Origin of the sequence: Alicyclobacillus pomorum DSM 14955 (assembly GCF_000472905.1) — a bacterium.
GTDB lineage: Bacteria > Bacillota > Bacilli > Alicyclobacillales > Alicyclobacillaceae > Alicyclobacillus_A > Alicyclobacillus_A pomorum.
This window is the reverse complement of the sequence record NZ_AXAR01000012.1, coordinates 75328-95243: the sequence shown is the minus strand read 5'-3', so window position 1 is coordinate 95243 and position 19916 is coordinate 75328. Positions and strand designations below refer to the sequence as shown.

The 19916-nt window shown below is 55.4% G+C and carries 15 protein-coding genes; 5 read left to right on the top strand and 10 right to left on the bottom strand.

Annotation, left to right across the window (positions count from 1 at the left end; all coding sequences use genetic code 11):
- Window positions 1-92: 92 nt before the first annotated feature.
- From gap to rpoN, 3 genes are all read right to left on the bottom strand, one after another.
- Window positions 93-1115, bottom strand: coding sequence for a type I glyceraldehyde-3-phosphate dehydrogenase (gap, locus tag YWK_RS0112745; RefSeq protein ID WP_026965102.1), 1023 nt, complete (start codon window positions 1113-1115; stop codon window positions 93-95).
- Window positions 1093-2151 (bottom strand): sugar-binding transcriptional regulator, encoded by a 1059-nt coding sequence (locus YWK_RS19850; protein ID WP_051375567.1) that lies wholly within the window; start codon window positions 2149-2151, stop codon window positions 1093-1095. Before YWK_RS19850 ends, gap begins: the two co-directional genes overlap by 23 nt.
- 178 nt (window positions 2152-2329) lie before the next feature.
- The gene (rpoN, locus tag YWK_RS0112735) at window positions 2330-3661 is read right to left on the bottom strand and encodes an RNA polymerase factor sigma-54 (protein ID WP_026965101.1); all 1332 of its coding nucleotides are present in this window, start codon (window positions 3659-3661) and stop codon (window positions 2330-2332) included.
- A 294-nt stretch (window positions 3662-3955) separates the two neighbouring features.
- Here rpoN and YWK_RS19845 point away from each other — a divergent pair, with 294 nt between their 5' ends.
- Window positions 3956-4759, top strand: coding sequence for a pyrroline-5-carboxylate reductase dimerization domain-containing protein (locus YWK_RS19845; protein WP_051375566.1), 804 nt, complete (start codon window positions 3956-3958; stop codon window positions 4757-4759).
- A gap of 106 nt (window positions 4760-4865) precedes the next feature.
- On the opposite strand, the gene YWK_RS0112725 is transcribed toward YWK_RS19845, so the two are convergent.
- From YWK_RS0112725 to YWK_RS0112715, 3 genes are all read right to left on the bottom strand, one after another.
- Window positions 4866-5642 carry a GNAT family N-acetyltransferase gene (locus YWK_RS0112725; RefSeq protein WP_026965100.1) on the bottom strand — a complete coding sequence of 259 codons (777 nt, stop codon included), beginning with the start codon at window positions 5640-5642 and terminating at the stop codon, window positions 4866-4868.
- Between the two features lie 71 nt (window positions 5643-5713).
- Complete coding sequence (gene pepF, locus YWK_RS0112720) at window positions 5714-7564, bottom strand: oligoendopeptidase F (protein ID WP_051375565.1); 1851 nt, start codon at window positions 7562-7564, stop codon at window positions 5714-5716.
- A gap of 51 nt (window positions 7565-7615) precedes the next feature.
- The gene (locus YWK_RS0112715) at window positions 7616-9367 is read right to left on the bottom strand and encodes a pyrimidine-nucleoside phosphorylase (RefSeq protein WP_026965098.1); all 1752 of its coding nucleotides are present in this window, start codon (window positions 9365-9367) and stop codon (window positions 7616-7618) included.
- Between the two features lie 204 nt (window positions 9368-9571).
- Between YWK_RS0112715 and YWK_RS0112710 the strand changes: the two genes are divergently transcribed.
- Window positions 9572-10903 (top strand): MATE family efflux transporter, encoded by a 1332-nt coding sequence (locus YWK_RS0112710; RefSeq protein ID WP_051375564.1) that lies wholly within the window; start codon window positions 9572-9574, stop codon window positions 10901-10903.
- A 421-nt stretch (window positions 10904-11324) separates the two neighbouring features.
- Here YWK_RS0112710 and YWK_RS0112700 read toward each other — a convergent pair whose 3' ends face one another.
- Window positions 11325-12857, bottom strand: coding sequence for a fumarate hydratase (locus YWK_RS0112700; RefSeq protein ID WP_026965096.1), 1533 nt, complete (start codon window positions 12855-12857; stop codon window positions 11325-11327).
- Between the two features lie 252 nt (window positions 12858-13109).
- On the opposite strand from YWK_RS0112700, the gene YWK_RS19840 reads away from it, so the two are divergent.
- Complete coding sequence (locus YWK_RS19840; RefSeq protein WP_035466956.1) at window positions 13110-13394, top strand: hypothetical protein; 285 nt, start codon at window positions 13110-13112, stop codon at window positions 13392-13394.
- A gap of 24 nt (window positions 13395-13418) precedes the next feature.
- Here YWK_RS19840 and lysA read toward each other — a convergent pair whose 3' ends face one another.
- Complete coding sequence (gene lysA / locus YWK_RS0112690; RefSeq protein ID WP_026965095.1) at window positions 13419-14708, bottom strand: diaminopimelate decarboxylase; 1290 nt, start codon at window positions 14706-14708, stop codon at window positions 13419-13421.
- 501 nt (window positions 14709-15209) lie between these two features.
- Complete coding sequence (locus YWK_RS0112685; RefSeq protein ID WP_051375563.1) at window positions 15210-16190, bottom strand: type I phosphomannose isomerase catalytic subunit; 981 nt, start codon at window positions 16188-16190, stop codon at window positions 15210-15212.
- A 316-nt stretch (window positions 16191-16506) separates the two neighbouring features.
- Between YWK_RS0112685 and YWK_RS0112680 the strand changes: the two genes are divergently transcribed.
- Both YWK_RS0112680 and YWK_RS0112675 read left to right on the top strand, forming a co-directional pair.
- On the top strand, window positions 16507-17574 hold the full coding sequence (locus YWK_RS0112680) for an NAD(P)H-dependent flavin oxidoreductase (RefSeq protein WP_281172247.1): 1068 nt from the start codon (window positions 16507-16509) through the stop codon (window positions 17572-17574).
- A 149-nt stretch (window positions 17575-17723) separates the two neighbouring features.
- Entirely contained in the window at window positions 17724-18254 is a 531-nt protein-coding gene (locus YWK_RS0112675; protein WP_026965092.1) for a hypothetical protein, read from the top strand.
- 343 nt (window positions 18255-18597) lie between these two features.
- On the opposite strand, the gene YWK_RS19835 is transcribed toward YWK_RS0112675, so the two are convergent.
- Window positions 18598-19797 (bottom strand): MFS transporter, encoded by a 1200-nt coding sequence (locus tag YWK_RS19835; RefSeq protein ID WP_051375562.1) that lies wholly within the window; start codon window positions 19795-19797, stop codon window positions 18598-18600.
- Window positions 19798-19916: the final 119 nt, after the last annotated feature.

The window sequence follows — 19916 nt, the reverse complement described above, 5'->3', positions numbered from 1 at the left end:
TCTCCCCTTTCAACACGTATTGTAACACACGCGGGACACAACGCGTCCCTCCGCAGTGACCACTCGTACGGTGTTGCGCTCGTACCTACCGTTTATCGGGCGCTGACCGGAAGCTTGCTCGCCACGTAAGCTACCAAGTCCACCACACGGTTAGAATAGCCCCATTCGTTGTCGTACCAGGCAATCACTTTGACCATGTTGCCTTCCATCACCATGGTCGACAGACCGTCTACGATGGACGAGTGGGGGTTGCCATTGAAGTCCTTGGAGACAAGCGGTTTTTCCGTGTAGTCCAAGATTCCTTTGAGACTGGAAGAAGCCGCCTGAGCCAACGTCTCGTTGACCTGTTCCACAGTGACGGTGTTCTTCAACTCTGCCGTCAGATCGACAACAGACACGTTCGGCGTCGGCACGCGCATGGCCATCCCGTTCAATTTACCTTGCAAATGCGGCAGGACCAGTCCGACAGCACGTGCGGCACCTGTGCTCGTTGGAATAATGGACAATCCAGCCGCACGAGCCCGGCGCATGTCCTTGTGGGGCAAATCGAGAATTTGCTGGTCGTTGGTGTACGAGTGGACCGTCGTCATGAGCCCGCGCACAATGCCGAATTTCTCGTCCAGCACTTTGGCCACGGGCGCCAAGCAGTTGGTGGTACAGGACGCGTTGGAAATGACGTGGTGCTGATCCGGGTTGTACGCGGATTCGTTCACGCCCATGACAATGGTGATGTCCTCGTTCTTGGCCGGTGCCGAGATAATGACTTTCTTCGCGCCGCCGCTGGTAATGTGCGCTACCGCTTTTTCCTTGTCCGTGAAGCGGCCCGTGGATTCCACCACAATGTCGACGCCGAGCTTCGCCCAGGGCAAGTTGGCGGGATCGCGTTCAGCCAGCACCTGCACCCGGTGACCGTTAACAATGATAGCTCCTTGTTCTGCTCGAATGTCGGCGTCCAAGTGACCGTGCACGGAATCGTATTCCAGCAACATGGCCAAAGTGGTGGCATCTGTCAAATCGTTGACGGCGACCACTTCAATGTCATTTCGTTTCAGCGCCGCCCGAAACACATTGCGACCAATACGGCCAAATCCGTTAATGCCGATTCTCGTCTTCACTGTGTATCCCTCCATGAAGGTTTAATATTTCCCTCGCTGCGCCCTCGTCTGTCACGAGAACGTCGATTTTGTACGCCTTGGCTGCTGCCGCGATGGCGGCTGCCTTGGACGAGCCGCCTGCAACCCCAATCACAAGGCGCATATCGGCGAGATCATCCAGGCGTAACCCAACTGTGGTCATAGCGTAGACAATTTGTCCCGCCCGATTGAAGTAGTAGCCGAATGCTTCCGCTACAGCGTCGTTCTCACGCAACAGTTGGATTTCTTCGGCGGACAATTGCCTCCGCTTCGCCATTTGTACAGCGTCGCCGATGCCGTGCACAACGACGGTGGCGTTGCGCACTTCCTGCAGGCGCTGCTGCACCTGAGGTTCCTGCATGAGGATTTCCAACGTTTCCGTGCTCAACCGGTCCGGAACGTGCAACATGACCGAAGTACCGCCTAGTTTGTCCGCCAGTTCTTCGGCGATGGTGTTCGCCTGCGCATACACCGATTCGCCCAGTCCCCCGCGTGCGGGAACTACCTTGAGCGGCAACTCGCTGCCCTTTTTCGGCATCATTCGGGCCACAGCAGCCATTGTCGTCCCACCGGTAACGGCCAACACGTCATCCTCACGCAGCAATTCCCGCAACTGCACCCCAGCCTGGTAACCCAACGTATCCTTCACCCAGGCTTCTTGGTCACTGTTCCCCGACACGATGTACACCGTTTGAATGCCGAGTACCCGGGACAACCGCGCGGAGAGTTCTGCGCGACCTTCGATAGTAGCCAACACTTTGTCGAGTTCGTCAAGCAGAGCGTTCCCCTCTTCGGTCAACGACATGCCCGCCGGCGCACTGACAATCAGCCCTTGTTGGCGGAGAAACTCGACTTCGGCGCGCAGAACCCGTTCGGTCGTTGCCAGTTCAACGGCCAAGGCGCGTCGACCAATTGGCTGCAACAGACGAATCCGGTGCAGCATCCATGCCCGCTCCTGCAGCGTCTCGATTAACTCAGGGACGATTCTGCGTGCAACAGAAAGGTCTATTGCGTCCACAACGCACCTCCTGACCACGGCCTGCCACCGTTCGGACGCATTGGCGTCCGCAGATTCTGCATAGGGACATTTTTTGTCCCGACGGATTCAAAGATGTCCCGCTCGCACCATAAAAATTTGCCTTCAGTGATATTGTACGTGAAGTGCGAAACAGACGCAACGGCTCCATCCGGAGCCGTCAGTTTGCAAACCTCCGCCGCCGCCAGGACGGAGCAATGTTCAGTTCTTCGCGGTATTTGGCGACAGTCCGGCGGGAGATTTGGATACCCTGCCTCTGCAAAGTGCGGGCAATCGCATCGTCCGACAAAGGGCGGGTCTCATCCTCCCGCTCCACCAGCCGTTGGATTTCGAATTTTACCGCTGCTGCAGACGTACTTCCTGCAGCGCCGTGCAGTTCGGACGTGAAGAAATGTTTCATCTCAAATACGCCTCGCGGTGTCGCCATGTACTTGCCACGAGTGGCTCGACTGACTGTGGACTCGTGCACGCCTGCAATCTCTGCAACTTGTCGTAGCGTCAAGGGCTTTAAATGCGCCGCACCGTGATCCAAGAATCCTCGCTGTACATCCACAATCACTTCGGCCACTTTGTACAGCGTCAAGCGCCTCTGTTCAAGACAGCGAACCAACCACTGTGCCGCCTGCATTTTCTTGAGCACATACTGTCGAGCGTCGCTATCCATTTGATGCCATTTGGCGTATCCACGGTGAATGTTCAACTTGGGTTCCGCTCCGTCGTTGGTACGTACAACGTAATCGCTCCCCACACGCTCAACGATGACATCAGGGATGACGTGTGCGGGCTGCTCATGCCCGTACTGCAGTCCGGGCCGAGGATTGAGTTGCTTGAGGGCGTCCACCGCGGATTGAACCTCAGCCGGTGTGCGTTTGAGCACCTTGGCGATGTGAGTGATCTTTCCAGCCGCCACATCTGCCAAATGGTTGCGCACAATGGTTTCCACCAAGCCGCGCAGGTCCTCCGACACGTCGTCTAGTTGCAGGAGAAGGCACTCCTGCAAACTTCGCGCGCCAATTCCTTTCGGGTGGCACATGTGAACCCATTGCAACGCCTCGTTCACGGTTTCGACACACACGCCTAGCGCATCTGCGATGTCCTGTTCACGCTCTCGTAAGAAACCGCTTTCATCGAGGCAACCAGCAATGTAGAACGCGACGTGCAAGAGTCGGGATGGGACAGTCATCAAACGGAGTTGCGAGGTAATTTCTTCGTACAGGGAGGGTTCAGAAGACACCAAGTTCTCGATGGGCAAACCTTGTTTTCGTTCCACTGGAGAGAGCTCACGGCTCACGCCATTCTTCGACTGCATCAACAAATGCTGGAGATCCGCAGGAAGCTCGAGATCCACGCACGGGTTGTCGGTGACAAACGCCTCGAGGTAGCCAATGAGATCAACACTGGCGCACTGAAGGAGTTCTATCGCTTGTTTCATTTGCGTCGTCATGAGCAGTTTTTGCGACTGTTCCTGTTGCAGAGCAAACCCAAGCTGCATGGCGGCACTCCCTCTTTGTTCACATGATATTCAGGATTGGTGAGATCTACTTCGACGACGTTGGCACATTTCCTGCATACGACTTCTCTCATTGTTATGCCGGAATGGAACCAAACTTGTCGGTTTTCACCCGGTCGTCCAGGGTGACTGGCTGACCACGAGGTGTGCGCAAACCCCCCGTATTCGAATACACATACAGTAAGCATGCGCCTGTGATGCCGGAGTAAGGGGGGCGGAGGTCCGACAGCCGAAGCAGAAGTTTGATCTACAACGGACAATTTTGGAGGGAAGACCATGCGCATTGGTGTCATCGGCACAGGAAACATCGGAGGCATGTTGGCCAAAGCATTTGCTGCATGCCCCGACACGCAAGTATATGTCTACAACCGCACAGTCAGCAAGGCTCATGCCCTTGCAGAAACATCCCAGCAGGTGTTTGTCTCACCGAGTCCCCGAGCTGTGGCGGAAGGGTCTGACGTGGTATTTGTCTGCACCAAGCCGTGCGACGGCAACGCGGTGTTGGAGGAGGTCGGTCCCTTATTATCGCAGAGCCAGTTCCTGGTTGCGACCATTAGTACCGTGCCGTTCGAAAAACTGGAGTCGTATACCGAAGCTGGCGTTGCGAAGGTCATTCCTAGCATCGCGCAATCCGCACGAAGTGGCATCCTGCTCGTTTCCCACGGGCCGTCACTGACTACGGCACAGCGACACACCTTGGAAGGGCTGTTCAAGGAAATTGCTACGCCGTTTGTGGTAGAAGAACAACAAATCCGTGTGGCCAGCGACTTAGCCAGTTGCGGGCCGGCGTTTATCGCGTGTTTGCTGGACATGTGGGCGGACGCTGCGGTTCGCACGGAGAAACTGAACTACGTTCAAGTCGAACATCTGCTGTCAGCCACGTTGATTGGCGTCGCTCAGTTGCTGCAGAGCGGTATGACGTTGAAGGACATCATCACCAAAGTCAGCGTCCCCGGTGGCGTCACGGAAATCGGCTTGCAAAGTCTGCGGCAAACGGCGCCGCAAATGTTTGATGATTTACATCAAACCACCGCACGGCACGCACACCAAAACCCGGTCGGCAACTTGTTTCGACGATGAATGGAACATGAGGGTGTTTGCGGGTGGATTCGGCCATCTTGCGCTGACAAGGCGACACCGGGCCGAATCCACTCAAACGGTAGTGAACCGCAGCAAGATCATGGGCTTATCCCTCATTCAGCAATTTCCGAAACAGAACGGTTTCGGGCCCGTCCTCCTCATTGGGGGCTGGCCGATAGCCACACGCCTGTAAGAAACTTTGCCCCCGCATGTTCGAACGCGATACGTTCGCCACGATGGCGTCGTTCGCACCAAGCAAGCGCAAAAAGGCTTCCACCTTTTCCAACGCGGCTGTCCCGACGTGGCGACGGCGCAGAGAAGGCTCAATATAGAAGAGTAGCAGGGCATGGACCGATACTTCTGTTTTCAGTACGCAGCAACCGACGGGCTTGTCATCGTGCATCACCAACAACGGATGATACGCACCCGCTGTCAACCACTGGGACACGGGCACGCCAAGCAGGTTGCCGGCTGCATCCAACTCGGGTCTCTGCCCTTCCAAGGCCAGTGTCTCCGTGTAGAATGCCGTCACCATCTTCCGGAACGGCTCCCGCGTGTCCGGCGACGCGCGTTCGAGACGAATCTCGCTCTGCGTGCCTTCCGAACGCGTCACTGCAACACGTTGTCCGGGCCGTCGAGCTGGCGTTGGACGAGGACGGTAAAGCTCCACCGAGCGCTCCTTCCTGTGCTTGGCAAAGCTCCGGCCGACTTCGTCAAGGAACAGAAAGATGCAGAACACACCGCCATACGTCATGAGCGCCTTGTTCCACAACGGTATGGGCTCATGACTCGCGCGCAAAAGCCCCGTATATCCGAAGCTGGCCAAGGCAATCACGACGGAAACCCAAATGACTGCCTTCCGCACAACCGCTCCGTTTGACAACCCGCACTCCCCTTTACAGAACGCTCTGCACAGACGGCAGCTTGTGCAGAGCGTACGTATCCTCTCCCAACTTACGGCAACAAACTGGACAACTCGTCAACCATCTCGGCAAAGAGACCCAGCGTGGCGCGAACGGGTTCTGGCGACTCCATGTCGACACCGGCGCGGCGAAGCAACTCAATCGGGTAGTCAGAACCGCCGCTCTTCAAAAACTCAATGTACTTCTGCACGGCACTCTCGCCTTCCTGCAGAATCTTCTGGGACAACGCAGTCGCTGCGGAAATTCCCGTCGCGTACTTGTACACGTAGAACGGCGTGTAGAAGTGAGGAATGCGCGACCACTCCATGGCGATGTCTTTGTCCACCGCGCACACCGCTCCAAAGTACTTCTGATTCAATTGGTAGTACGTGTCGCACAGCCATTCTGGCGTGAGCGATCCGCCTTCTTCCACGTAAGCGTGGGTGCGCTTTTCGAACTCCGCAAACATGGTTTGTCGGAACAGTGTGCCGCGGATGGTCTCCAAGTGGTGGTTCAACAGGTATGCGCGCATCTTTGGATCGTCCGTCGTTTGCAATAGGTGGTGCATCAACAACGCTTCGTTGCACGTCGACGCGACTTCCGCAACAAAGATGGTGTATCCTGAGTACACGTGCGGTTGATGCGTGTTGGAGTAATACGTGTGCATGGCGTGACCCAGTTCATGCGCCAACGTAAAGACGTCGTCAAACCGTCCTTGGTAGTTCAGCAGGATATATGGGTGCACTCCGTAGGCTCCCCACGAGTAGGCGCCGCTCGTCTTGCCTTTGGTCTCGTACACGTCCACCCAGCCGGATTTCATGCCTTCGTTGGCAATGCGCTGGTATTCATCGCCGAGGGGCGCAATCGCCTTGCTGACCACATCCACCGCGTCGCCGTAATCCATTTTCACATCGACATCTGCCACAATCGGCGTGTAGAGGTCGTACATGTGCAGCTCATCCAGCCCCAATACGGACTTCCGTAACTTCAAATACTTGTGCAAAGTGGGCAAGGACTCATCTACGGCAGCGAGCAGGTTGTCATAGACGGAAATCGGCACATTGTCCTCTTCGAGCGCTGCTTGCAACGCAGAGTCGTACTTGCGGACGCGAGCGTAAAACACGTCTTTTTTCACACTCGCGGAGTAAATGGCAGCCAACGTGTTCTTGTGTTTGGAATACGTCTGGTACAGCGCGTCAAACGCGCTCTTTCGGACATCACGGTTGCGACTCTCGAGGAAGTGCACGTAGCGACCGTGTGTCAATTCCACTTCGTTCCCCTCGTCGTCTTTGATGGTGGGGAACTTGATGTCCGCGTTGTTGAACATGGTAAAGATCTGTTGCGGGGCGCTCGCCACTTCGCCGGCAGCCGCCAGCAATTCCTCCTGTTCCGCAGACAACACGTGCGACTTTTGCCGCAGTAGGTCTTCCAATGCAAACTCGAATAGCTTCAGATCAGGGTATTCTGCGAGGTACTGGCGAATGGTGGTATCCGGGATGGCTAGAATTTCCGGAATCAGGAACGCTTTCGCACTATCTACCTTGACCCACAGTGCCATCGCTTTGTCTGTCATCGCCTGATATGTGGTATTCGTGTTGTCTTCATCGCGGCGCATCCGGGCATACGCGTAGACTTTGGACATGCGCTCACTGAGCTTGTCTTGCAGCGTCAGCGCCTGGTACAAGGCTTGCGCCGAAGAACCGACCGTACCCTGGAGAGACGACAGTTGTTCCGACAGACGAGAGACTTCTTCGACGTCTTTATCCCATTGCTCGTGTGACGCATACATATCCTCCAGCCGCCACTTGAACTCGTCCGGAATCTCACCCCGCGACGGCAGAGACGCCGTTCCATTTGCAGACTCGCTCCACTTGGGTTGTGACCATACTTTTTCGTTGTTCACAAAATCCGCCTCCTGTCCACCTGTTCAAATCATCCCAATGTGACATCCACATTACTTTGATCTGTCTTCATCCGAGCCTTGCATCTGCGCAGCGCCAAACGCGTATGGGAGAAGTTCACCGACCGTCGTCCGCTTGACGTTCCCTTTCATGTCAGCCAATTCAACCGGGGTGTCCGCAGTGCAAAACTCAGCCAATACTTGTCGACATGCTCCGCAAGGCGCCACAGGTCCATCGCTGTCCGCAATGACGGCAATCGATGCAATCCGCTCACCACGTCGATAGGCTTCGGACGTGACAAAACGGAAGATGGCCGTGCGTTCCGCACAATTTGTCAATCCGTAGGACGCATTTTCGACGTTTGCACCCGTGACAATCTCGCCACTTCCTAGGCGGATCGCAGCCCCTACGGCAAACTTGGAGTACGGCACATACGCACCTTCACGCGCCTGACGAGCCGCGCGCACCAGCTCGGAAGGCCCGGTTTCTGAGGCAGTCGCTTCCCCGACAATGTCCAGAATCAGAGGCGGGGTAAACGCAGATCCATCTGCAATCTCAATGCAATGTGCCAGCGCCTCAACGGCGGCCTCTGCGTCCGCGTCCGTCTGAGCGTGAATCTCCACCAATGGATCTCCCGCTACCACAGACTGGCCAACCTTTCGTTGCAAAACGACGCCAACCCCCGGGTGAATCTGGTCATCTCGAGTCGCCCGACCAGCGCCCAGACGCATCGCGACGAGGCCCACCCCTTCGGCGTGGATGGCCCGAACGACCCCCGTCGCGCTGGCATGCATCATGCGCACCACTGGTGCCTTGGGCAGTACAGCGAGATCGTCAACGACGCGCGAATCTCCCCCCTGTGACGAGACCAGCTCTTGAAACTTTTGGAGCGCAGCCCCGCTGTGCAACGCCTTCTGCAGTTTTGCGCGCGCTTCCTCTGGATCCGCCGCTTTGCCTGCAAGCACGACCATCTGCGCACCCAGGGTCAGGCACAACTCCGTCAAGTCCTCAGGCCCTTGGCCACGCAAAGTTTGCACCGCTTCACGAACCTCGAGAGCATTCCCCACAGCATATCCCAGCGGTTGCTCCATTTGTGTCAACACAGCCACTGTGCGCCGTCCCGCTTGATGACCAATGCGCACCATCGCTTCCGCCAGCATCTTGGCTTGCTCGACATCCTTCATGAAAGCGCCGTCTCCGACCTTCACATCGAGGACAATGGCGTCTGCACCACTCGCTAATTTCTTGCTCATGATGGAGCTGGCAATGAGCGGAATGGAACGAACCGTTCCGGTCACATCCCGCAACGCGTACAGAGACTTATCCGCAGGTGCGAGTTCGTGCGTTTGCCCTGCCACAGCAATACCAATCTTCTTTACTTGTTCCACAAACGCGTCCATTGACAAGTCTGCGCGAAACCCGGGAATGGATTCCAACTTGTCAATGGTGCCTCCTGTGTGCCCAAGCCCTCTGCCAGACATTTTGGCGACCGCAACACCGACAGACGCGACAAGCGGGCCCAACACCAGCGTGGTTTTGTCCCCGACGCCGCCTGTGCTATGTTTATCCACCTTGATACCGGGGATGGCTGAAAGGTCCAACGTGCTGCCAGATTCGGCCATCGCCAGGGTCAAAGCGACTGTTTCGGCGTCGCTCATCCCCCGCCAGCAGACCGCCATCGCAAACGCACTCATCTGGTAATCCGGGACCTGTCCAGATGTGTAGCCCTGGATGAGCGCCCGGATTTCCGATTCGCTGAGCTCCTGTCCATCTCGCTTTTTCTCAATGAGCTCCACCACTCGCATATGTATTCCTCCTCAGCGCACCGCCTAGGAACTTACCCTGACAAAGATACACTCATCTGGATCTTATCATACACAGCTGGCAAGCCGTCGACGAGTGCATCGATGATTTGTCACTTGACGCGGCAAGTGAGGATTCGCCATAGTTACACATGTGCCCGTTGTCGGCGGGATCAAAACCGTTGAAAACCCATTGGAGTTGAACACATGGCTTCTTCCCGACGAAAGACCCTATTTTTCACGTTCATTTATAAAGGATTGTACTCGTTCATCGCATTTATCAGCAGTGCGGTAGTCGCTCGCTATCTGAGCCGCGCTGACCGTGGTGAATTTCAGCTTGCAGGCACCTATCAACAAACCGGCATGACCATTTTTGGCGGTTTTATGAACTACTACGCATTTGCTGTACGAAAACGGCCTAACGACACCAAGGAAATTATCCAGGCCGGCAATTTTCTTGTGTACACAGCAGCTATCTTGCTGTGGTTGATCACCGTTGCCTTGTACTACATGCCCATCCACCCTATCCACCTGTCACGAGTCTGGTTTTTTGCGCTGATTGCGATGGGCTTTACCTTCATCAACGGGTATGGCACTCGTTTGCTTAACGCCCTTGATGAGCAAGCCTGGTTAAATCGCATGAACTTGGCGCAACCGCTGCTGTTTCTGATTATCTTTGTTCCGCTGTGGCTGGACAAAGGGCTGTCTGAACCGGATCGTTTGATGTGGACCTACAATTTGTGGATCCTCAGTTTTCTCATTGCGGTTGGCGTGACCATGGTTGTCACATACCGGCTGCTGAGGCGAGAAGGCGTCCTGAAATGGCGACTGTCTCCACGGGAATTAAAGGGAACGCTGAACTTTGGAGGATGGTCGTCTGTTGCCCAAGGCACAAGCTATCTTGCACTGCGCATGGGATATTGGTTTCTCCAATCTGACAAAGACATCATGAGTATTTACGGAATCGCGATGGTGGCAGCCGAGGTGTTGAATACGTTATCCGGCTCCATCACCCAACTAGTGTTTGCCCGCATGACGGGAAGTTCCCGCGATGACGCTATCACACTAACTCAGACGTCCACGCGGCAGACCCTCTTGTCTTCATGCATCGTAGCCGCTGGTATGTACGTGACGTTTCCATGGTTGCTCGTGCTAGCCTTCGGTTCTAAATACTATGGCGCCATTTTACCGTTTTGCTTGCTCTTACCCGGTTACGTGCTACAAGCTGCTGAAGGCATTGTCATGCAGTACTTTACGAACTCCGTCGGCAAACCGATTCAGGCTGTGTGGAGAAACCTGTTGTACATCGCAGTAAACGCAGTGTTTATCGCCATCCTGTCGAAGTTTTTGAATCCGCTGAACACCGTCGCAGTGGCCACCACGCTGTCCTCTCTGGTTGCATTTCTGACGTACGTCTGGTGGTTTAGCAAAGACACAGGGCAACCGGGATGGACTTTATGGAAAATCCAACGAGAAGACTTCCGCCCGTATCGCGAAGTGCTGCAAAGCGTCCTGGCGAAGGTGAAGCCTTCAAAATAACCGCAGTATCTCGCACCGAGACTGAAACCAATCCAGAAGAAACCATTCATCTGTGAAAACACGCGGCCGCCCCAACAGGTCATTGGCTGGAACCTGTGGGACGGCCCGTATTGTTTCAGAGTCCACTTCGTCTTTCCCCACCAACACGTCCGCCATCCGCATGGATCCGGTCCAACAGCAGACACTAGCTTCACAGATCATCTCAGATTGGAGGAGGCACACATGAGGCACAAACAGGATCCGACACCCAACGGAACGTACATATTCATCTTTGTAGCGCTCGCCGTCGCGGTGGTTGCCGTGGCGTTGATTGGACAGTACGCGAAGTGGTGATTCTTCCGCTCACATGCGCGAAGGGGCTCTCCCACCAGCATCCGTCGCTGTTTTGGGAAAGCCCCCTGTGAGAAGGGATTACACTACGTTATGCAAAAACCGGTTCCTTCAAGTCTTCGAGTTTCACCATAGAAGCTTCAGCCACATCCTTGTGCAAGCTGTTTCCGTGTGCGTCCATGGTGACAATGGCAGCAAACCCGTCGACCTCGAGGTGCCACATGGCTTCCGGTACGCCAAACTGGTCGAGGAAGTCTACACCGTTCACTTTCTTCACGCAACGTGCATAATACTGGGCTGCGCCACCGATGGCGTTGAGGTACACGGCGCCGGACTTCTGCAAGCCAGCCAGCGTCTTGGGGCCCATGCCCCCCTTGCCGATGACTGCCCGAATGCCAAATTTCTCAATGATGTCCGCTTGGTAAGGTTCTTCGCGCGAACTCGTGGTCGGTCCCGCAGCTTTCACTTGCCAGTTCCCTGCTCCGTCTTTCAACATCACTGGGCCGCAGTGATAAAGGATTCCACCCTGCAAATCCACGGGTGCGTCGTGGTGCATCAGGTACTTGTGCAATTCGTCGCGGCCAGTGTGGATTTCCCCGCGGATCAACACGACGTCGCCTACTTTCAGCGAACGGATCTGTTCCTCCGAAATCGGCGCCTGCAGCACCACCGCGTTGTCGAGGTTAAATCCGCCGGTCGGCTTCTCCAGGCGTTCTTCCTGATCTCTGTACAGCCAGCGCTTGATCTCGCCGGTCTGTGGATCCACCACAATGCCGAGTCGCCGGAACGCCCAGCAGTTGTACGCGACCGAGACGTAAAAGCTCGCCGGAATGCGGTTCATGACACCAATCTTGCACCCGAGCAAAGTGACCTTACCGCCAAAGCCCATGGTACCAATCTCGAGCTGGTTGGCCTTGTCCATAATGTATTGCTCCAGCTCGGCCAGCGTTTCGTTCGGATTGACGTCGTCCACGGGGCGGAACAACTGTGCTTTGGCAAGTTCATACCCGGTGGTCCGGTCGCCGCCAATGCCGACGCCGATAAAGCCAGCGCTGCAACCTTGTCCCTGCGCTTGGTAGATGGCGTGCAGGATGCATTTGCGAATTCCGTCCAAATCGCGGCCCGCTCGACCGAGTCCCGGAAGGTCAGTCGGCAGCGCATACTGGATGTTCTTGTTCTCGCAACCGCCGCCCTTCAGAATCAGGCGGATGTCCAGCTCGTCCTTTTCCCACTGGTGGAAGTGAATCACCGGCGTGCCGGGGCCGAGGTTGTCGCCCGAGTTTTTGCCAGTGAGTGGATCCACCGAGTTTGGCCGCAACTTGCCGAGGCGTGTGGCTTCAACCACCGCGGCGCGAATATCCTTTTCCAACTCAAGCTGGTTGTAGCCCACCGGGCACTTCACAATGAACGTCGGCATACCGGTGTCTTGGCAAATGGGTTGCACGTCTTCCTCTGCGGAGACGATGTTGTCAATGATAGTGTTGAGCGCCAACGCTGCGCGCGACCCGAATTCTTCCTGCAACTGAGCACGCTTAATGGCACGCCGCACATCCGGCGGAAGGTTGGTGGACGTCTCGGTGATGAGTTGTAACAAACTCTCTTGAATCGGGGTCACTCTGGCCATCTCCTCTCCACTTTGAAACCGCTGTATCTCATGTTTCCCCTCTGATAAAGCCATTACTTATTATATCACCCGCTGTACAGGTCTGAAGCCATTGGGAGACGATGGATTCCATGCCAATGGTCAGTGACGGATGGAGCGTTCCATCGAATCATCCGCGTGGGACAAGGGATGAGAGGAACCGGCTTCCGTGATGGGAATGTAGAGGTCTATCCATGTGATAAAATCGAGAGGAAGAAGAGGAGGTGTCCGCAGGTGATTTCCATTACGCCAGCCGCGCGAGAACAACTGTCGGAAATGTTGCGTGAGTCACCAGACTCGTTGATACGCATTGTCTTCACGCCTGCATGCGGCGGGGCCGGGTTGTCCATCTCGCTGACGGACATCCGTTTCTCGTCGGATACCTCCATCAACATCGACGGAATTCCGCTCGTTCACGCGAAGAACATCGCCCACCTTGTCGATGACATCACCATTGATCTCATCTCGACGGAAGACGGGCCGGATTTTTTCATTCACAACGGCCCGCCCAGTTGCTGAGGGGCTGTGCAAGCAGCCCCTTGCTCATTCCGCCTCCAACGGTCTATCCAACCGAACGACGTCTTCCCAGGTCTCCCGTTCCACAACCAGGCGGGATTTCCCATCCCGGACAAACACGACAGCGGGGTGCGGAATCCGGTTGTAGTGACTGACCATGGAGTAGTTATAGGCACCCGTTGCAAGCACAGCCAGGATGTCCCCCATTTGCGGCTCTGGCAAAGGCGCGCTGCGGACGACGATGTCGCCGCTCTCGCAGCACTTTCCCGCAATGGTCCAGGTCTCCTCGGCCCGTTCTGCCATTTTGTTGGCCATCACCGCTACGTACTCGGCGTCGTACAACGCCAAACGTGGATTGTCGGTCATGCCGCCGTCCACCGCGAGGAAGTTGCGCACATCCGGAATCACCTTTTGGCTTCCGACCGTGTACAACGTCGTTCCAGCAGCCCCGACAATGCTCCGCCCCGGTTCAATCCAAATGCTCGGCATGCCCACACCGTAACGGTCGATTTCTTTCCGAACCGCGGCAACCATGGCCCCCAAGTAGTCCGCGACAGGGGTCGGATGGTCGTCTTGGGTATACCGGATTCCGAATCCACCACCCAGGTTGAGCACAGAGAACGGCAACCCCATCCGAACGCCAGCCGCGTACAGTTCGCACATGAGCTCGGCCGCAGCGACGTGGCCGGAGGGATCAAAAATTTGCGATCCGATGTGGCAATGCAACCCGATGCACCGCACAGACTCCGCATCAAGCGCCGCCGCCATCGCTCGTTCTGCCTGCCCACTCTCCAAGTCAAAGCCGAACTTGCTGTCCTGCTGTCCCGTGGAAATGTAGTGGTGCGTGTGCGCTTCAATGCCGGGCGCAATGCGTAGCAGCACCTGTACCGTCTTTCCATGCCGCTGGCCGATGTCATTCAGTGCCGCCAATTCCACGAAGTTGTCGACGACAAAGATGCCCACGTTGGACGCCACGCCAAATTCTAACTCTGCTAACGTCTTGTTGTTGCCGTGAAAGCGAATGTTGGCGGCTGGTACGCCGGCTTTGAGCGCAGTGTACAGCTCGCCTCCGGAAACCACGTCGAGTGTCAAGCCTTCCTGATGGGCGAGTTGACACATGGCCATGGTGCAGAACGCCTTCGTCGCATACGAAATTTCATAGTTGACGCCCAGCTCTCGAAACGTCCGATGCAACGCGCGAATCTGTTCGCGTATGAACGCTTCGTCGTAGACGAACAATGGGGTTCCATACTGGGTGGCCAAGTCTACCGTGTCACATCCGCCAATTTGCAAATGACCGCGCTCGTTTATCTCCATCGTGCCGCAAAGTACTGCCCCGAGCTCCCTGTCAGTGCGTCCGGAAATGTCCTGCACGGTGTTACCTCCCAAAACACATCACCCTTCTCGCGTTATTACTCTAAAGCAGTAAAGCTCGGGGGTAAAGTCATACCGTCAACGTATATTTTAAAAGCATACCAGACATCGCTCACATTCGCACGCATATTTTGAGATAGACACCGTGCCGCTTGGACATACAATTCGGGTGGTGGCAAGAGGAGGAGGGGCCACCACCCGAAGTACTTGCCGAGATGCTATACCATATACGTTCCCGCACCCCATCGAAGCGATACATGCCCCCCTTCATCCGCCTCTTTCACACACGCCATCCCCGTGCACGCCCCACGTCACAACGCGCGTTGATACATCATGAACGCGAGAGGTCCGAACTCCACGTGCATGCGGTTGATTCGGCCTATCACCCCTAAAAAAAATCGTCATCCACAACGGAGCGGATGACGTGAATTGAATGGCATCGTATCAATAGGTCACTCGCAGCACTTCTGCCTGTTCAGGCACATCCACATGGTAGGTTCGGATGGATGTCGGAATTAACACGGTATCTCCGCGTTCCACGCTGAGTTCGCCGCCTTCCCAACGCAGTACCCCGGCACCTTTTACCATGATGAGAATGTCCGGCGCGTCAGGTTTCACCGATGTCAGCGACTGTTTACCGGCGTTGAGCATCAGTTTTTCCATGGTAAAATACGGACACGTAACGAGGCGTTCGCGGCGTACACCTTCTCCGTCGTCCAGCACGGTCGGCTGTACGATGGCAGACTGTGTTTGTTCTGCTCCGTACGCCAATACGTCCGCCGCCTTGTCGATGTGAAGTTCACGGCCTTTCCCGTCTGGCCCTTTCCTATCCCAGTCGTACACGCGGTAGGTCACATCGGACGTCTGCTGCACTTCAATCACCACGGTACCGGCCAGCAGCGCGTGCATTGTCCGCGCGGGTACGAATACCACCTGACCCGGCTGAACAGGCTCGTACCGCAAGTATTCCTTGACCCGCCCTTCCGCTACGGCCTTGCGATAGCTGTCTTTGTCCGCAAAGCGATGTCCAAACACCACTTTTCCGTCATCCGCGGTTTCGAGCACATACCAGGCTTCTGTCTTACCGAAATCACCTTCATGTTGTTGCGCGTACGCATCGTCCGGATGAACCTGAACGGACAGATCTTCTCTCGCTTCGAGAAATTTGATTAAAAGAGGAAACCTGGGCTGCGGCGAACGACCAAGGTACGCTTCTGGATAGGCTTGTACGATGTCAGTCAGCGTTCGTCCTGCAAAGTCTCCATTCACAACGACACTGGTTGCATTCGGATGTGCTGACAGCACCCAGTACTCGCCAATCGGGGCTGCCTCGCCGGTCACACCAAACCACGACTTGAGCCGGTGCCCACCCCAGATCCGCTCCTGAGGAATAGGCCGGAACTTCAATGGATACAGAGATGTCATCGCTTTCTACCTCCTGTATAGCTCGAGTTTTCGTGTCACCGCCGTTCGCAAGTGCCCAATTTGACATTATACCCGGATTATCGTCAGCTGTAATGCCCCCATTGACGGCGTTCGGATGGAGCGTAAAACGATATCTCAACATACCGACTACTGTCCGCACCGTTCGCAACATCCGACGCGTCCCCCCGTGGAACCGGAAACAACGACAGGATTCCCCAGGAAATGATGACAATCATCTCCCAAGTTTCACATAGACGTAGTACGCTGTATTCGTAGACAGAAATTTTTCCGTGACATCCGTAAGGAGGAGTCCATCTTGGGCATATCTTGGCCAAAGACGAAGCTGACGTCACTACTTGGGATTGACCTGCCTATCATCCAGGCGGGGATGGCTGGCGGATCGACAACCCCAGAGTTGGTTGCCGCGGTCTCCAACGCAGGGGGACTGGGGACACTGGGCGCAGGGTACATGTCTCCAAAGGCAATTCGAGAAGCCATACGAAGGATTCGCGAGCTTACCTCTCGACCGTTTGCGGTGAACTTGTTTATCCCCGGAGCTACCAAGGCATCCGATGAACAAGTCCAAGCGGTGAACCGGAGGTTGGACCGGTACCGCCGGGAGCTGGGTATCCCCACGGGCATCACACTTGAGCTTCAGACCGAGACCTTTCTGGATCAACTGGCTGTCGTGCTGGAAGAGCGTGTCCATGTATTTAGCTTCACATTTGGCATCCCAGAAGCCACTCAGATGAACGAGCTCAAAAGCACCGGGATTCGGGTGATAGGTACGGCCACAACCGTACGGGAGGCGGTGCTTCTCGAACAAGCAGGCGTGGATGCTGTGGTCGCCCAAGGCAGCGAAGCTGGCGGGCATCGCGGCACATTTGCCGGATCTTTTGACGCATCTCAGATTGGAACGATGGCGCTGGTTCCGCAGGTGGTAGATCACGTCTCTATTCCCGTGATTGCATCCGGCGGCATCATGGACGGTAGAGGAATTATTGCCAGTCTGTTCCTGGGAGCGGCCGGCGTTCAAATGGGCACAGCGTTCCTGACTTGCTCTGAGAGTGGCGCCCATGAGCTACACAAACTGGCGATTTTGCAAGCGACGGAAGAGGATACGCGGTTGACTCGCGCGTTTTCCGGCAAACCTGCGCGCGGTATTGTGAACCGCTTCATGCGTGAGATGGCTCCCTACGACAAGGACATTCCCGACTACCCCGCTCAAAATGCATTGACACGCGACATCCGACAAGCCGCAGGCCAGCAACAACGACCGGAATTCATGTCTATGTGGGCCGGACAAGGGGTCCGTTTAGCGACCACGCAATCGGCGGGCACATTGATTCAGCGTTGGGTTCAGCAGGTTGAATCTCTGCGCTAGCCCACCATCTACCATGCGCGCATGACGCAGGGCCAAAACCTGTACAATTGGTGAACCATCGGTTCACTGTTTTTTGCAAAATGCAGTTTAAATCTTCGGAAAGAGAGGAATGCTAATGTCATAGACTACCATGGGGAGATGGTTGCCGAATGAATCATCGCAGTCAGGATTTACGGGCACAAGCCGTGTCCGCGTTCCGGGAATATCCAAATATTGTACACGGATGGTGCGGCGCAAGCTTTCCTTTGACGACTGAAGAGGCGATGTTATTAGCGAACGTCATTGAAGAACAAGAATGCTATTGCGAGGACGCGCTGTCTACGGACACGAAAATGCCTACTTCCGAAGATCCGTTGCTTCAATACATGTATGACAAGGTCGTGCCACAGATCCGACTCGCCAAGCATGTTCTGCATGAGCTGCGCACCGAACTGAACTTCCAGGTGTTCATTTCGAACAGCGACACCATCGTTCTCGAACCGACACGCTTGCAATTGACCTTCTTGCTACAGACGTTGGAGTGGATGGAAATCTGCATGGATACGGGTGTCGTGGTAGATTTGGACAGATATTGCTTGAGCAGGAAGTTTTCCGCCGTCCACAGCTTTCCGTGTGCCGAATATGCCTATTGGCTGTCTGCGGAATACATCGATCAACAGTTTGGCCTGGCGCGGCCTTGATGCGGAGGGTCACACCATGAAACGTTTTCCCTGGAATGACCTGGCGTGGGCGGTATCAGGAACGGTGCTTGTTCTCTGCATCTTTGCAGGCATGATGTCACTACTCGGCATTCACTCGATATTTCTATAGCCACATGAGCGATTTGCAAAATTGCTCTAGAGTCGTGATTTTGCACATCGCTGACATAACACAACCGCCTCCACAAACGGGGCGGTTGCGAATGAGCGGAGCCCCCGACACGTGGCGCCAGAGGATTGAACCGGCCTTGCTTAGCGACCCGGTTGAAACAAGTCCAGGTGCTCCCCATTCGGGCCCTTGAAGAATATGTACCGGGCACCCAGTCTACGACTGTACCTGAGACTCACGATGTCTCAGGAGCGCTTCTCGTAGTGGACCGGCACCTGCAGCCGAGAGAACCGCAACGGCCCCCGCCACCCACCAAACCAGGCTTGGCACACCAATGGCTGCCCCCACTTGCAACAACAGTCCGCCCGTGCCTTGGCTCAGAGCACCTCCGATGGCCATCGCCAAGTAGTAAAAACCAAAGTACGTGGCTGTCAATTTGGGGTCAGAGAGTTGGGAGGTTACGTCAAAGCTTGCCGGCTGCACAGTCATTACCCCAACGGAAAACAAGATGATTCCCACGAGCAGTACCCATATTGAATTGGACAACCCGAAGAGGAAGAGTCCTCCCCCCATACTCAGCAATCCCCATTGAACAGTGAGAATCGCATTGTATTTGGACACCATGGTGTTGATGGGCACCTGGAACAAAATCATCATCACGGACAGCGTCAGAAACACGATAGACACAGAGGAGGCCTTGTTCGTCATTTCAACAACCCGATCCGGAATGGTGAGGTACAACTGCATGTACATGAAGAAATACCCTACCATCACCGCTACAAAATGGATGAAAGGTTTGTCCCGCGAAACCGTCCCCCACATGTGACGCCACGGCATCGGTTTGACTTGGACCTGAATGGATGGCAGGCGAAAATAGGTCAACAGACCCGCCAACACAAAAACGGCTCCGCAAACCAAAGATAGTAAGCGGAAACTCACGGATACGAGCAAGGTACCAATCAGCGCAGAGAACACCATCCCGAGATTATCGCTGACCTTTTTCACAGCGTACGTCCGTGACCTGGACGATTCGTCCGTCAGGGTTGCAAGTGCCGCGTCGCCAGTCGGCTCAAACAAACTCCCTCCAATGCCTGCGACCATCGCGGAAAGAAAGATCCAGACCACGCTCGTATTGAAGGCAAACATGGCAAACCCAATTCCGCGAATCAGAAATCCAATGGAGAGGGTGGCCCGGTATCCCACTCTATCCGCAATCATCCCTGTCAACATCATCGGCCCCTGCTGACCAAACTGCCGTACCATCAACAGGATTCCTGCCAACAAGGGAGACCATTGTAAAACATGGGTGAGGTATACGGAAAGGTTGGGAATGAGCGCATAAAACCCGACGGACATGAGAAACGAATTGACCAGTAACAGGGGGACCCCCTTCGGCCACGCCGCGAACCACTTCAAAAGACCACCTCGTGTACGATTGCATACAGTAGCGTGTGCATCCTCTATCCGGTCAGTTTGCACCATAGACGCCAGAGAGGATCACCAGTATGATATAAATTTCGTTGAGTCGGATATAT

Excerpts from the sequence above, each read along its gene's own strand:
- rpoN (WP_026965101.1), bottom strand. The coding sequence starts at position 3,661 with ATGCAGCTTGGGTTTGCTCTGCAACAGGAACAGTCGCAAAAACTGCTC.
- YWK_RS0112675 (WP_026965092.1), top strand. The coding sequence starts at position 17,724 with ATGAATCATCGCAGTCAGGATTTACGGGCACAAGCCGTGTCCGCGTTC.
- YWK_RS19845 (WP_051375566.1), top strand. The coding sequence starts at position 3,956 with ATGCGCATTGGTGTCATCGGCACAGGAAACATCGGAGGCATGTTGGCC.
- YWK_RS0112710 (WP_051375564.1), top strand. The coding sequence starts at position 9,572 with ATGGCTTCTTCCCGACGAAAGACCCTATTTTTCACGTTCATTTATAAA.
- lysA (WP_026965095.1), bottom strand. The coding sequence starts at position 14,708 with ATGGAGATAAACGAGCGCGGTCATTTGCAAATTGGCGGATGTGACACG.
- YWK_RS0112700 (WP_026965096.1), bottom strand. The coding sequence starts at position 12,857 with ATGGCCAGAGTGACCCCGATTCAAGAGAGTTTGTTACAACTCATCACC.
- YWK_RS0112715 (WP_026965098.1), bottom strand. The coding sequence starts at position 9,367 with ATGCGAGTGGTGGAGCTCATTGAGAAAAAGCGAGATGGACAGGAGCTC.
- YWK_RS0112685 (WP_051375563.1), bottom strand. The coding sequence starts at position 16,190 with ATGACATCTCTGTATCCATTGAAGTTCCGGCCTATTCCTCAGGAGCGG.